This is a genomic window from Pseudomonas sp. E1MeOHC2 (assembly GCF_058745025.1).
Genome location: NZ_CP196675.1, coordinates 4,411,500 through 4,425,727, shown reverse-complemented (window position 1 = coordinate 4,425,727; position 14,228 = coordinate 4,411,500). Strand labels below are relative to the sequence as shown.

Genomic DNA, 14,228 nt, shown 5'->3' with positions numbered 1-14,228 from the left:
CCCGCGCGCTTCTGCCCTGCTCACCCATCACGACAAGGAACCGTTCTGTGACGTCCTATTCTCAGCGCTACGCTGCTTTCATATTGAGGCACAAGAAGGCCACCCTCGGGACGCTGGCCCTGATCACGCTGTTCTTCTGCGTGCAACTGCTGTGGCTCCAGGTGAACCCCTCTTTGTTCCTGCTGGGCAAGGACTTCAAGGGCCGCGTGCTCATGGCCGAGGCGCGCCAGCACTTCAGCGGTTCCGGTGAACAGATCCTGGTCGGTGTCGTCACCTCCGAAGAGAGCATCTTCAACCCCCGTTCCCTGGCTGCAATCAAAACACTTACCCAGCAGTTCAGCGAAATGACGCTGGTGGACGAGGATGACGCACAACAGCTCGACAGTGCCGCACTCGACCCACAAAGCCAGGCCATGGTCGGGCGGATTCTGGCCGACGGGATCACCGCGCGGGACAAGAACGACCTCAAAGCACTGTCGGCCCATCTCGCCACCCTGCCCGACTGCCCGCCGGCGGTCAGGGACTATGTGGCAGACCTGACCATTCGCGTGGCCCCGGTGGTGAATGTCAGAAGCCTGGCCGACGTCGAGAACATCGAACTCAATGGCGACGCGCTGGACGTTCACGACCTGATGACCGACGTGCCGGTCGATGCCCAGGCCTTGAGCAAGCTGGCAGAAGAAGTCTTCGACAACGAGATGTTCGTCAACTCGCTGATTTCGCCCAAGGGCAAAGCCTCGATGATCCAGATCGAACTGGCCGTGGACGAAGAAGACTCGCGCAACCTGCAGCGCGCCTACGCCGAGGTACTGCGCCAGGTCAGCGAAATCGCCTCGCAGGATGCCTTCCCAATCGGTGGTACCGCCACGTATTACGCCGCCATCACCGACATCGTCGAGAAGGACAACAACACCTTCCTGCCGTTCGTGGTGCTGGTGATCTCGCTGTTGCTGTACATCAGCTTCCGTCGCTGGCAGGGCGTGTGGATCCCACTGATGATCGCCGTGCTGTCGCTGATCTGGACCATGGGCCTGGTCAGCGCGACGGGGTTCAAGCTGAACATCATCACCAACATGATCCCGGTGTTCATCATCTCCATCGCGGTGGCTGACTCCATCCACTTCATCACCGCCTATTACGAGCGCGCCGCCGAAAGCGACCCGCACACCGCGATCGAAGAGACCATGCACCACCTGCTCATCCCGATGAGCATCTGGTCCTTCACCACGGTGGTCGGCTTTGCCGCCATGGCCTTCACCAACCTGACCTTCATCAGCGAATTTGGCATCTTCGTGTCCATCGGCGTGGCCTTCGCCTTCGCCATCACCATCACCTTGCTGCCCGCCCTGCTGCCGTACCTGAAGGTGCCCAAGCAACAGATCAAGAAAGCCAACGACAACAGCTTCATGCTGTTTGTCGACCGCTTCAGCAGCGCAGCCAACCGCTTGTCGCGCAAGGCACCGTGGGCCCTGATGAGCCTGAGCCTGGTGCTGCTGGTGGCGGCTACCTACATGAGCTTCCAAGTACGCGTCGACAACGAGAACATCTCGTCATTCTCCAAGTCCACCGCCGTGCGCCAGGACAACGACGTGCTCAACCAATACTTTGGCGGCACCGTCCCTGCGTCCATCTGGCTGCGCTCGGAAACCAAAGACATGGTCAAGCGCCCAGAATTCATCAACGCCCTGCGCCTGATCGAACAACGCCTGAAGCAGCATGAGCAGATCGGCTACACCCTCTCACCAGCCGACTACCTGAACCGCATCAATGAACTGATGGCCGACGACGGCAGCCCGCAGCTACCCGCCAATGCCTCGGAAGAGCTGATTTCGCAGTACTTCCTGCTTTACGAATTCGGCAACGGCAGCGAGATCAAGGACGTCGTCGACTACAACTACAGCAGCGCCCGAATCATCGCCACGGCGTATACCGACCGGGGCACCACCTGGGAAGCGATCATCGATGACGTGCGCAATTATGCCGCGACCGTCGTCCCCAAGGGCGTCACCGTCGAGGTCTACGGTACCGGCGAGCTCCAGGCCAGCAACATCCCCGAGATCGTCAAAAGCCAGGCCTACAGCTTCGGGTTCTCGTTCCTGATCATCGCCGTGATGATGCTCGCCATCTTCCGTTCGTTGAAGATGGCCATCGTCAGCATGGTGCCCATGACCTTCACCCTGGCCCTCATTGGCACGCTGATGCTGGCCCTGGACATCCCGCTGGACATCGGTACGGCGATGATCTGCGGCATCTGCTTCGGCGTGGGCATCGACTACACGATTCACTTCCTGAGTGTTTACAACACCTACGCAAAAATACCCGGCACCAATCATGAACAAGTGCTGGCCAAGACCGTCGTGTCGGTAGGGCGCCCAATCCTGATCAACTCGCTGTCGCTGGCCAGCGGCTTTGCCGTGCTGTGCCTTTCGAGCTACGCCGCCATCGTCAACCTTGGCTTGCTGACCGCAGTTTCGATGGTGGCCTGCGCCTTCTTCACGATGTTGCTGATACCGGCCACGCTGCGCGTCTGCGTCAACTTCGTACCCGTCGAGCAGGGGGAAGATCATCTTGAACCCGTTGCCAGCTGATCGCGGCCAGCGGCCGGCGATGCAAACCGCCCCACTGAACCGCACGTTGATGGCGTTCGGCGAACGCCCCCAAGGCGCACCGGTACTGGTGTGTTTCGGGCCTGCCGGCTGTGGTCCGAGCTTTTATCGCCGCTGGGCGAAGTCGCTCGATGCGCCGACGCAGTTGCTGGCCGTGCACCTGCCCGGCCGCGAGGGGCGCCACCGTGAAGCGCGCGTGACCGACTTCTCGCAGTTGGTGACGCAGCTTGCCGATGACATTCACGCCCAGGTCAGTGGTGAGTATTCGTTCTTTGGCCACAGCCTGGGCGCCGCCCTGGGCTTCGCCGTGGCCCAGGAAATGGAAAACCGCCACGGGCGCAACGCCAGCAAAGTGCTGATTTCCGCGCGTACGGTGCCGGACGAAACCCGCCTCACCGACGTCGACCCTGAGTGCTCGAACGCGCAGATGATCGAGTTTTTGGTGTCTCTGGGTTGCCTGCCGCCGCAATTGGCGGCCGACACCGAGGCGATGGCGATGTACCTGCCGATCATCCGCGACGACCTGCGCCTGAACCTCAATGCCCAAGGCCACCGGTTCGGTCGCGTGCAGGCCGACCTGGTGGCGCTGGCAGGCACTGGCGACACCCTGGCGACGCCCAGGCAGATGCAGCGCTGGGCACAGCACACCCATCGCCACTTCGAACAGCATGTCTGCCAGGGCGGGCACTTTTTCATCCTGGAGCAAGAGCGGCAGGTCATCGACCTGCTGCGCCGCCTCGTCCACCCAACCCACACAATGGAACTGTAAAAACATGAAAAAGCTCAACCTGGCCGCACTGCTGCTCAGCGTCGTACTGCCGTCAGCCTTTGCCCAGACCTACACCGGCGAGCAGGTCATGCTGCTCAACGAAGACTCGCGCAAAGGCCTGACCGAAAGCAGTGACGTGTTCATCACCATGACCGATGCCCGCGGCAATGTGCGTGAACGGACCTTGAAGCTGCGCATCGACGACGGCAACAAGGCGGCGCGCAAATCCTACCTGGAGTTCGTCGAACCCAAGGATGTGAAAGGCACGCGGGTGCTGGCGCTGGAGAACGCCGATGCCGATGAAGACGCAGACCGCTGGATCTATCTGCCCGCGCTGCGCAAGGTCCGGCGCATTGCCGGGGCAGACCAGACGCAAAGCTTTGTCGGCACCGACTTCACTTATGAAGACATGTCGATCAGCGATGGCGTGGTGGGGGTGAAGAACCACAGCTACAAGATCCTGCGTGAAGAGACCATCAAGGACAACAGTGGCGTAGACCGCCACTGCTGGGTAGTCGAAGCCATCCCGACCAGCGCGAAACAGATCGCGCAGGGCTTGTATGGCAAACGCATTATCTGGGTTGAGCAGCAGTACTACACAGCCATTCAGGAACACTACTTCAACAAGAACGGCGAGCATTTCAAGGTCCGCACCAGCTCGGATATCCGCCCGTTCCCAGCTGCAGGGGGCACTACCGAGTGGCGGCCGAACCTGTTCTCGATGAAAAACCTGGAGACCGGCCACAGTACGAATGTGCGCTTTGAACAAGTGCTGGACCAACCCATTGACGCGAAGATTTTCACGCGGCGGTTCATGGAGATCGGGTTGTAACAAACCGGGCAAGGCTGCAGGTGGGGGCTGGGTTCCCCACCGTTTGCAGCCGTGGATGAAGGCATCGATCCTCATCGTTCCCCTGCACATCGGAAACGTGTGGAAATACAGCCAAAACCAAGACAAGCGTTTCCCTGGGCTATGATCAGCCTTTTTTAGCCTGGCTTTATCCGCCATGGCCTGAATTCACATGGAAAGGTAAGGACGCTTGAATCCATGACGAGCTGGAATGCTTTCTATGAGCGCACGGACAAACGAGCCCCCTCACCGCTGCTCAGTTGCGCAATTGATCACGTCAAACATCAACACCCGCGTCACGCCGTAGACCTGGGCTGCGGCGCCGGAAACGAGGCGTGGCAACTGATCCAGGCTGGGTGGCATGTCCTGGCCATCGACAAAGAGCCTGAGGCCGTCGCGCGGACGATCAGCAAGTGCTCGATGAACGACGCGGCCATGCTCGACGCAAAAGTGGCGGACTTTGAGTACCTCGCCGAGCTGCCGGCGTCGATGCTGATTCATGCGGGGCTTGCCCTGCCCTTTTGCCACCCTGCGCGGTTCGATCACCTCTGGGGCCAGATTCGCGACGCCCTGCTACCAGGGGGTGTTTTCGTAGGGCATTTCTTCGGCATGAGGCACAGCTGGGCAAGCCAGGAGCAGATGTCTTTTCATGGCGTACCGACTGTTCAGAGGCTTGCAGAAGGGCTGGACATTCTCCTGCTGCGTGAAACTGAAACCGCTATGGTCATCGACTCCGAGTCAGTGAACTGGCATCGGATAGACGTCATCGTGCGCAAGCCGTAGTGTTCCCCCTTTAGCCTTTTGTCATTCGCTGTTGGAAGCCCCAATGAATAAATTGATCCTGCCTGTCGCCATCTTCGTTTGCGTAATCATCGCTGGGAAGGTAGCCGAGCATTTCGAGGTGCAGGGCAGTTGGAGAATCGGCTTGCTGTGCCTCGTGGCAGCCGCCGTCCAGATCGTCGTGAGTCGTTTCCAGCGCTCGCGGCAGCAAAAAGCCCAACGCTGACAAGCCTGCTGCCTTGCTCCCCAGAGCAGGACCTCACTTGCCCGCCTTGGCGGGCTTTCTTGTGTCTTGAGTCGTCGCAGTCAGACGCAGCGCCCCGGCACAGCATTGACGCCCGCTAACGTGGCAAATGAAATGTCTTTTGCCGTGAGCAGAAAATCACTCACATAAGGCACTTCGAGCATGTCGCTGCGAACAGCCGCAAATAGCATGGCCTGCAACCCTTCCTCCCCCAGACGCTTGGCGATCACATAGCCGCGCGAGGTGTACTCATGCACGGCCCAGTTCGGCAGACAGCAAACACCACGGCCGCTGGCCACCAACTGCATCATCATGACCGTCAGCTCTGAGGTGCGCACCTGAGCCGGCTCGATGTCGGCAGGGTCAAGGAAGCGGGTGAAGATGTCCAGGCGGTTGCGCTCGATCGGGTAAGTGATCAGGGTCTGGCTGGCGAGGTCGGTGGGTTCAAGGTACGGCTTTTCGCGCAGGGCATGATGCTTATCAATGGCCAGCAGTGCCTCGTAACCGAAAAGCGGCACATAGGTGATCCCTGGCAGGGTTACAGGGTCAGAGGTCACCACCAGGTCAAGGTCCCCCCGTTCCAGCGCCGGCAGTGGCGCGAACGACAACCCGGACGCCAGGTCCAGTTCAACCTCCGGCCATGCACTGCGAAACTCATCAACCGACGGCATCAACCATTGGTAGCAACTGTGGCACTCGATCGCGATGTGTAGCCGCGCGGCCGCGCCGCCAGCCAGCTTGCCCAGGTCGCGCTCTGTCTTGCGAATCAGCGGCAGCACCTGGTCAGCCAACTGCAGCAGCTTGAGGCCGGCGCTGGTGAAGCGCACCGGCTTGGACTTGCGCACGAACACTTGCATGCCAATGCGATTTTCCACATCCCGAAACTGATGCGACAGCGCCGACTGTGTCAGGTGCAGGCGTTCGGCGGCGTCGTGCAGGCTGCCCGTTTCGCGCAAGGCATCGATAGTGCGCAGGTGTCTCAAGTCAATCATAAGCACTCAAGCCGTGCACTGTGCGGCGAGGTTGAAATACTGCCCTTTGAAATACAGCAATGGCTGCGCAGTAGCCGCCTCTTGCAGGTTCAACGCTTTCACTTCACCGATCACAATCAGGTGATCACCGGCAGTGTGTTCCGCATGAATCTCGCAATCAAACCAATGCAGGCTGCCGGCAATGATCGGATTGCCAAGCGGCGAATGCTGCCATTCGACGCCACGCCACTTGTCCGTGCCTCGCCGAGCAAACTGGTTGGAAATCTTGACCTGCTCACCCGACAGGATATTGACTGCAAACCGGCCTGCCTGGCGAATTTTGGGGTAGCTGGCCGAGTTGGACATCACGCTGAAGGACACCAGCGGCGGGTTCATTGACACGCTGTAGAATGACTGGCAAGTGAAGCCCAGCGGCGCGTCATCAAGGTGCGATGTAATGACCGTGATACCGGATGCGTAGTGCCCTAGCGCCTCGCGAAAGCGCAGGGGCTCGATAGCAGTACTTGCAACAGACATAGTAAGTCCTGAATAGTGGGTGCAACCCAGCGCATCAAGGAAGTTCTGAAGCAGCTGTAGACTGCCTCCCCCCTTCCCGCACACGTTCTGGGTTTAACTCAGTTCGGGTTCTGAAGTTCTCTTCGAACAATTTCCGCGCCTGCACTCAACGCCTTTAACTTGCCGCTTGCCACGCGACGAGGCAAAGGGGCCATGCCGCAGTTGGTGCAAGGGTAGAGCTTGTCGGCCTCTACAAACTGCAGTGCTTTTCGCAGGGTATTGGCCACTTCCTCGGGTGTTTCGATGGTGTGGTTTGCCACATCAATGGCCCCGACCATTACCTTCTTACCTCGAATGAGTTCGATGAGGTCCATGGGAACACGCGCGTTGTGACACTCCAGCGAGACGATATCAATACTGGATTGCTGCAGCTTGGGAAAAGCCTCTTCGTACTGGCGCCACTCTGACCCCAGCGTCTTTTTCCAATCGGTATTCGCCTTGATGCCGTAACCGTAGCAAATATGCACAGCCGTTTCGCATTTTAGCCCTTCGATTGCCCTCTCCAGGGTGGCCACCCCCCAATCATTCACCTCATCGAAGAACACATTGAAGGCAGGCTCGTCGAACTGAATGATATCAACACCCGCCGCTTCTAATTCCCTGGCTTCTTGATTGAGAATTTTCGCGAATTCCCACGCCAGTTTTTCGCGGCTTTTATAGTGATTATCATACAGCGTATCAATCATCGTCATGGGGCCCGGCAACGCCCACTTGATGGGCTGCTTGGTTTGCTGACGCAAGAACTTCGCATCTTCAACAAATACCGGTTTTTGACGGGTGACCGCGCCCACGACCGTCGGCACGCTCGCCTCATAGCGATCACGAATTCTTACAGTCTCACGTTTCTCGAAATCAACGCCGCCGAGGTGCTCGATAAACGTCGTCACAAAGTGTTGGCGCGTTTGCTCACCATCGCTGACAATATCGATACCTGCCTGTTGCTGTTCGTGCAACGACAACCGCAACGCATCGTGTTTTCCTTCAGCCAATTCATCACCCTGAAGTTTCCAAGGCGACCAGAGCGTCTCAGGTTGTGCAAGCCAAGCGGGTTTAGGCAAGCTGCCAGCAGTTGAAGTAGGTAGCAATTTTTTCATGACATAGGGCCTTGTGCATTTGGATTATTCAAAGCGCGAAATTAGACGCCCATTGCTCAAGACGTGCTTGATAGGGCTTGATGAAGTGCGTTTCAACAAACTTGCCTTGCTCAACCGCCAGGCGGCCACGCTCTTCTCGATCATAAACAATGCGCGTCAACGAGTAATCCTGGTGCGTCAAGCTTGGCTGGTAGGATTGCCCTGCCGCAGAATTTGCGTTGTAGATTTCAGGTCGATAAATTTTTTGGAAGGTATCCATCGTACTGATGGTGCTGATGAGTTCAAGATTGGTGTAGTCCGCGAGCAAATCGCCGGCAAAATAGAACGCCAACGGTGCCGCACTGTTGGGCGGCATGAAATAGCGAACGTTCAACCCCATTTTCTTGAAATATTCATCCGTTAACGAATATTCATCCTGCGCGTACTCAACCCCCAATACAGGGTGCTGGTTTTCCGTTCGATGATAGGTCTTGCTACTCGAAACGCTGAGGCATATCACGGGCGACTTACTAAAGTAATCCTTGTACGCATCTGAGTTCACGAAGCTCTTGAATAGTTTCCCATGCAGGTCCCCAAAATCCTCGGGCGCACTGAACTCAGGTCGATTTTTATTATGCTCCAGCAACAGCACGCTAAAGTCATAATCTCGCACATAGGATGAGAAATTATTCCCGACAATACCTTCAATGCGCGCGTTGGTTTTTCGATCGACAATCGTCGTTTTCAACAGTTCAATCAACGGCAGCGCAGGACCACTGCGTTCGACACCGACATGCATCTCAACGGAAATGATTTCAAGCTCGACCGTATAACGATCGCCATTGGGGTTATCCCAATGCGCCAGCGCATTGAAGCGATTGTCAATCATCCCCAAGGTATTGCGCAAGTTTTGCTGCCGGCTCTCGCCCCTCGCCAAGTTGGCAAAGTTGGTGGTGATACGTGTATTGTCCGACGGGCGATAGTGCTCATCAAAACAAATGCTCTTAATAGCGAATGCAAAGTCATTGCTCATTGGTCTAGCACCCTAATCCCTGATGTTTTTTCAGCGCATCCTGTGACTTTTTCCAGCGGTTAACCCACTCGTGTTTGCGCTGTCATTAAGGGATATTCTAGGCCCGCCCACTGAGCGAGCGCTAATGAATTGATTTCACAAACTCTTTAGTCATATTCATGCGGTGATGGCAGCGTGGTGCACCCCTATATGAATAAGTATACCCATCAAAAAACATACCCCCAAAGCAACGGGCAATACTGTAGCCGGTAGTCTTTACCTGCTGAATAATTGCTGGAGGCTGCGCGAGTGGAGGCTTTCTACAGGCCGACCAAAGTTCAAGCGTGATTTTCATCGCCCTGTTCATCGCCGTAGTAGCTCACGCCAATACGAATGATATCCCTGCCTTGAGCCTTGCGGTGGTGGTTGGTGTCTCGCAGCGAGTAGATACAGCCGCAGTACTCCTGTTGGTAGAAGCGCTCACGCTTGCTGATCTCGACCATACGGGCTGCCCCGCCGCCCTTGCGCCAGTTATAGTCCCAGTAACTGATACCCGGATACTTGGCCGCCGAACGATAACCGCACCCGTTGATCTGCTGCATGTCCTTCCAGCGTGAGATACCCAGCGAGCTGCTGATTACCGAGAACCCGTGCTCATGGGCATACAAGGCGGTGCGCTCGAAGCGCATATCGAAGCACATGGTGCAACGCTCACCACGCTCTGGTGCATGCTCCATGCCTTTGGCACGGGCAAACCAGTTATCGGTGTCATAGTCGGCATCGACGAACGGCACGTTGTGCTGCTCGGCGAAGCGGATGTTCTCTTGCTTGCGCAGCAGGTACTCGCGCTCGGGGTGAATGTTGGGGTTATAGAAAAAGAGGGTGTAATCGATCCCGGACGCCGTGATGGCCTCCATTACCTCACCTGAGCACGGCGCGCAGCAGGAGTGCAGCAGCAGGCGATCAGCACCGTTCGGCAGGGTAAGTGTTGGTCGATCGATGATACTCATGCCATTCCTCGCAAAAGCACAACGGGACGCCAGGCGCCCCGTTTGCACATCCTTCCTGAATCAGGGGCTTCGCCACGCAGTTCACGGGCGGCCCCAAGCCTGATCATCCGGGCTGCTTCAGTCTCCGGTGAGGCCGCGGTCAGTGACGAAACATTCAAGAGAGGGATTGTCAGGAACAAATGATCATGTGGCAAACTCATTTTTTTTGCACACAACTGTAGTTTTGCTCATGATCAATCAGCGCATGCATTGGCCGCGAGGGGGCCTACAGGCAGAATTTAGGCTGTGGCGGAGCAGACACAAAAAGCCCTTAAAAATGAAGGGATAGCCACATAAGTGGCTATTTTTTGGACAGGAAAAAGGTAGCACTCCGGTATGGCACTGCTGGTGTTTCTCGCTAATCTCTGAGGGGCTTAACAAGGTCCATAGCAGCGCGGGCCGGGTTCGATCTATCAAGCCCTCAGTCAATCAAGATCTTCCGCACCGGGCGCACCGGGAACTCGGTTGACTTGGCAACCAACTGGTACTGGCCGATGTCCACAAAGTCCATGGTGAAGGCACCGCACTCGTTGCTCTGCGTACTCGACCACGGCCAGCCCCATGCCTGCTCGCCCAGGTTCATTCGAATCTCATTCAACTCACCAATGGCTGGCAGGTAGAAATCGCTATGGCCGTCGGCCTCGTACGCAACCGCGGCCTTTACTGCGAGGTATTCGCCACCGTCGGCGATCAGTGCGGCAGTGTTGCCTGGCCCATCGAACATACTGGCTGCAGGTGACTGAACGTTGTACGGCCCCCATGCCATGCGCCCCAAGTCTTCGCCGATGATGACGTAATAGGAGCGTTCGCCGTTTCGGCCGGGGATGATGCCGCCATAGATGCCGCCTTGGCCTGGCCAGACTTCGCCCAGTGCGGGGATGGTTTGAGTTGTGCTCATAGTGCCTCCGTTAATAAGCCGTATTGTCAGCCAGGAATGTTGCTGAGTTGGTGAGGGCGCTATTGCCAGTCCAAGTGCCTGTTGGGTAGTAATTGCCCTTGCCGAACACGTTTACAAGAGTGCCGCCCGTGCTAAATGCAGAACCTGTTATGTCCCTAACGACGTTACCAGCGATCGGTACATCATTGGCCCCGCTGGCTATTGCTATGCCAGATGCGCCGGTTACTTTTCGAATACGGTGACCGATCAGCGTGCCACCGGTGAAACTTGCGCCGTTGATACGGATTACTGCTTGAGTCCCGCCCGCGCCTGTAACGTCCGTCGCGATGAAGTCTTCGATGAATATGCGTTCATGCGCTACGACAGGTGCTGGCAGCGTGATCGAGATACCGCCACCCATGCGCGTGGCTTTGTTCCCCCTGATGGTCAGATCGGTGCAGTCCCTGGCACCATCCCATGTGCCGAGAATAGCGCTGCCTGGGATGTTCTCGAATTCGTTGCTCTCGATGAGCAGGTTTCTTGGGTGAGATGTAATCACGACACCTTGTCCGCACCGATGGAAGTTGTTTCCGGAAACCTCAATATTGCGCTCGCGCGGGTTAATACCCTGGAAGCAGCCGACCAGCATATTTTTATAGATCCGGACCCGGTCAGCATCGTTGTGTGTGGCAATGCCGGCGTGCCAGGTGTTGATGATGTAGTTGTTGTAAATATCAAGCTCGCGAACCACGCCGATGATACCCAGGCCCAAGCCAGCCGAAAGGTGTGAGGTCACGACGGCATGACGCATGTTCTCGAAGAAGTTGTGGTGGATCTTCACCCAACTGCTTGAACTGCTTGGGACGATTCCATAGTTCACGGTCGTGTTCGCGCCCTGCGGGTCGTGCTTCACCCTGCACCAGGACGCCTCGGCGTCGTAGCAACTCTCGAATCGGACAGCGGAAGAATCGACGCCCAGGAACTTGCAGTGCACCTTCACGGTTTCGCCGTAGAAGAACACAATGCCGATGTCGCCAGAACCTGAAGCTGGTCGCCCCTTGCCCTTGATCGTCACGCCCTCGCGAATGGTCACGTTCTTCATGGTACTCAGCAGGCGTACCTGGCCAAGGTTGGCAACGCTGTAGCCGATCTCGTCGACGATTGGGTCGGACAGTTCCAGCTGGCCAGCGCTGATGATGCGCGCCACCTTGCGCGTTTCAGCGTTGCTGACCGCGGTCGAAGTATCGATGAAGTCGGCGGCATTGCCAGGCGTGCCGATTTCGATGATGTCGCCGGCAGCGATCCCCGCTGTGTCGACGGAAATGACCTTTGTACCTGGCGTTGCGTTTGTGGTGAGCGCGCGTGCCGCTCCTGCGGTTCCGGGAAACCTGAACAACGGATCGGCGACGGCGCTTGCGTAGCTCGCGTTTGAGCTGAAATCGAGCGTGCCTCGCCCCTGCAGGTCCAGGTTGCTGCGCCCGGTCAGCCGAGACACGGTGAAGCTGGTGCCGAACTCACCCAGCGACAGTGCACCCGAGGTGCCGTTGATCGCCGCCTGGATCGTGGCAGTGTCGTAGATGACGTCGCCCGTGCCCAGCCGATGCTCAGTGTCGAACTCAAACACGGTCGGCACCTGGTTGTCGGCGAAGCTATTGAGCGCGCCCACGCTATGCCTGGTCTGCGGTTCAGCTGCTGGGGTTGGTACAGGCTCAGCGGCACCAGATGGCGCACCATCTGCCGGGGCTTCGCTCATGAGGAAGTGGCCGAGACGGCCGTGGATGAAGAGGTTCATGCGTTTGCCTCGTCGGGTTTAGCGTTCTCCGCGACCATCACCTGGCACAGGTGCGGGTGCGGGTCGTAGATCTGGTGAAACAGGCACGCAGCCTCAAGCTGCCGCCAAATCAGCCGACGGCCTCGTGAATCGGGCATCAGCCACTTGAAATCCTGTTCGTCCTGGAAATCCTTCAGGCGCTGCCCGTCCTCCCGCTTCTGCAGGATCTCGGCGCCATGGGAATTCCTTACTTCGCGATGGGGCAGGCCCTGCTGACCCATTCCTGCAGGGCCGTCAGTTGGCGGATGGCGGCGTCACCGTCGTTGGCGATTCGGACAATTCGTTCAGCAGCCGCTGGGTCAAGTCCGGCTCGCGCTTCTGCATGACCCAGGCCGGCGGCAGTGGAAGATCCGGCGGTGCTGTAACTGGTGGCGAGGACTGACAGCCGCTTGTTGCCAGCAGCAACAGAAGCACGCAGATCGGCATTGGTCTGGTTCGCACGTTCGCGCTCCTGGGTGTGTTGGGTGTCGAGGTCGGCCAACAGGCGGATGGTGTTGCGGCGGGACTCGGCAGCCGCCTCCAGCGTGCTGACCTGCTGGGTGGCGTGGTCCAGTGCCAAGGACTGGGCCTCGATCTTCTGCCAGCCGGCGTAGATGACCACGCCGCAGGCCACCAGGGCGGCTACCAGGTAGTTGGTCACGCCAGAGCCCGCCGCACACCTTCATTGATAATGGCGTCCGGATATGGATTGCTGCCGTTCTCGTGAATGATGATGCCGAGCACCATCCCGCGCAGAGTGGCGGGGTCTTTGATGTCGATCAGGTCCCTAGCCCGAACGCCCAGGCGCTTTGCAGCAGCAGCGGCGTAGGCCTGGGTGTCGTTCTCGTTGTTTGGCGCCCAGCGGTTGATGGTTTCGAGCACTGTGTCGATGCCCTTCCCGCCCACGCCGGGCATACCGTCCTTGTCGCGATAGTTGATCAGCAGCTTTCCCAGGGCACGAATGCCGTTTTCAGGATGGTCGAAGCGAGCGAATCGCGGGTTGGATACACCTTCCTCCAGCCCGAGCTGGCCTTGCCAGGCGTTTCGCAGGTTGTAATCGATATTGCCGGGATTCTTGTTGCGAACCCCGCGTGGTGTAGTCATGGCTTTTCTCCAGGCAAAAAAAATCCCGCAACATGTGCGGGATGTTGATGTTTGATATTTCTTAGGGGCTCAGATAAATCGTTCCACCTCCAACGATGATCATGCCGAAGCCCTCATGGATGTGTGTGCCGAGCGTCTTGAGCCTGGCCTTCAGCCTTGGGCCTTACGCGACAAGAACTGATCGGAGTAGCAGCGAAGTTTCTCCACACCCATGAACCCTACAGCGCCCCCGGCGAACGTGGCCATGCCCTGCGGCAAACCCATCCATTCGAGCAGCGGCACCAAGGCCAAGGTAATCAAGCCGCACAGCGCGCCCTCAAGCAGCATCTGTCGGCGGTTGCCTTCCCCATACACCACACGAAGCACGGCGATTGCGACGGAAAGGCCGGCAGCCCCCAGGTGAGGCTGATGGGCGATCACCCAAGCAATCAGGGCGGCCCAAAGGCCGGGATCTTTCTCTGTCATATGGCCCATCTCGATTCCTCCCGCTGTGGGGAGTGGATATGA

Annotated in this window: 16 protein-coding genes; 5 read left to right on the top strand and 11 right to left on the bottom strand. The window is 57.9% G+C overall.

Annotated elements, in window-relative coordinates; genetic code table 11:
* Positions 1–47: 47 nt before the first annotated feature.
* From ACSSU5_RS20050 to ACSSU5_RS20030, 5 genes are all read left to right on the top strand, one after another.
* A complete protein-coding gene (locus ACSSU5_RS20050) occupies positions 48–2,588 on the top strand; it encodes an efflux RND transporter permease subunit (RefSeq protein WP_492559612.1) in 2,541 nt (846 codons plus the stop codon).
* Entirely contained in the window at positions 2,569–3,375 is an 807-nt protein-coding gene (locus ACSSU5_RS20045; RefSeq protein WP_492559611.1) for a thioesterase II family protein, read from the top strand. The genes ACSSU5_RS20050 and ACSSU5_RS20045 overlap by 20 nt, the downstream gene beginning before the upstream one ends.
* 4 nt (positions 3,376–3,379) lie before the next feature.
* Positions 3,380–4,207 (top strand): outer membrane lipoprotein-sorting protein, encoded by an 828-nt coding sequence (locus ACSSU5_RS20040; RefSeq protein WP_264309336.1) that lies wholly within the window; start codon positions 3,380–3,382, stop codon positions 4,205–4,207.
* A gap of 216 nt (positions 4,208–4,423) precedes the next feature.
* Positions 4,424–5,008: a class I SAM-dependent methyltransferase gene (locus tag ACSSU5_RS20035; protein WP_492559610.1), complete on the top strand. Its 585-nt coding sequence runs from the start codon at positions 4,424–4,426 to the stop codon at positions 5,006–5,008.
* 43 nt (positions 5,009–5,051) lie between these two features.
* A complete protein-coding gene (locus ACSSU5_RS20030; protein ID WP_264309338.1) occupies positions 5,052–5,231 on the top strand; it encodes a hypothetical protein in 180 nt (59 codons plus the stop codon).
* An 80-nt stretch (positions 5,232–5,311) separates the two neighbouring features.
* Here the strand turns inward: ACSSU5_RS20030 and ACSSU5_RS20025 are convergent, their stop codons facing one another.
* The 11 genes from ACSSU5_RS20025 to ACSSU5_RS19975 form a co-directional block, all read right to left on the bottom strand.
* Positions 5,312–6,241, bottom strand: a complete 930-nt coding sequence (locus ACSSU5_RS20025) for a LysR family transcriptional regulator (RefSeq protein WP_492559609.1) — start codon at positions 6,239–6,241, stop codon at positions 5,312–5,314.
* A gap of 6 nt (positions 6,242–6,247) precedes the next feature.
* Entirely contained in the window at positions 6,248–6,757 is a 510-nt protein-coding gene (locus ACSSU5_RS20020; protein WP_492559608.1) for a flavin reductase family protein, read from the bottom strand.
* A gap of 98 nt (positions 6,758–6,855) precedes the next feature.
* On the bottom strand, positions 6,856–7,890 hold the full coding sequence (locus ACSSU5_RS20015) for a methionine synthase (RefSeq protein ID WP_264309341.1): 1,035 nt from the start codon (positions 7,888–7,890) through the stop codon (positions 6,856–6,858).
* A gap of 28 nt (positions 7,891–7,918) precedes the next feature.
* A complete protein-coding gene (locus ACSSU5_RS20010) occupies positions 7,919–8,902 on the bottom strand; it encodes a DUF1852 domain-containing protein (protein ID WP_492559607.1) in 984 nt (327 codons plus the stop codon).
* Between the two features lie 317 nt (positions 8,903–9,219).
* Positions 9,220–9,891, bottom strand: coding sequence for an epoxyqueuosine reductase QueH (locus ACSSU5_RS20005; RefSeq protein WP_492559606.1), 672 nt, complete (start codon positions 9,889–9,891; stop codon positions 9,220–9,222).
* A gap of 460 nt (positions 9,892–10,351) precedes the next feature.
* Complete coding sequence (locus tag ACSSU5_RS20000; RefSeq protein WP_492559605.1) at positions 10,352–10,828, bottom strand: DUF1566 domain-containing protein; 477 nt, start codon at positions 10,826–10,828, stop codon at positions 10,352–10,354.
* 10 nt (positions 10,829–10,838) lie between these two features.
* Positions 10,839–12,599, bottom strand: a complete 1,761-nt coding sequence (locus ACSSU5_RS19995; protein ID WP_492559604.1) for a right-handed parallel beta-helix repeat-containing protein — start codon at positions 12,597–12,599, stop codon at positions 10,839–10,841.
* Positions 12,596–12,859 (bottom strand): hypothetical protein, encoded by a 264-nt coding sequence (locus ACSSU5_RS19990; RefSeq protein ID WP_492559603.1) that lies wholly within the window; start codon positions 12,857–12,859, stop codon positions 12,596–12,598. Before ACSSU5_RS19990 ends, ACSSU5_RS19995 begins: the two co-directional genes overlap by 4 nt.
* Positions 12,826–13,278: a lysis system i-spanin subunit Rz gene (locus ACSSU5_RS19985; protein ID WP_492559602.1), complete on the bottom strand. Its 453-nt coding sequence runs from the start codon at positions 13,276–13,278 to the stop codon at positions 12,826–12,828. The genes ACSSU5_RS19990 and ACSSU5_RS19985 overlap by 34 nt, the downstream gene beginning before the upstream one ends.
* Positions 13,275–13,721: a structural protein P5 gene (locus ACSSU5_RS19980; protein ID WP_492559601.1), complete on the bottom strand. Its 447-nt coding sequence runs from the start codon at positions 13,719–13,721 to the stop codon at positions 13,275–13,277. The genes ACSSU5_RS19985 and ACSSU5_RS19980 overlap by 4 nt, the downstream gene beginning before the upstream one ends.
* Positions 13,722–13,871: 150 nt before the next feature.
* Complete coding sequence (locus tag ACSSU5_RS19975) at positions 13,872–14,195, bottom strand: phage holin, lambda family (protein ID WP_492559600.1); 324 nt, start codon at positions 14,193–14,195, stop codon at positions 13,872–13,874.
* Between the last annotated feature and the right edge of the window lie 33 nt (positions 14,196–14,228).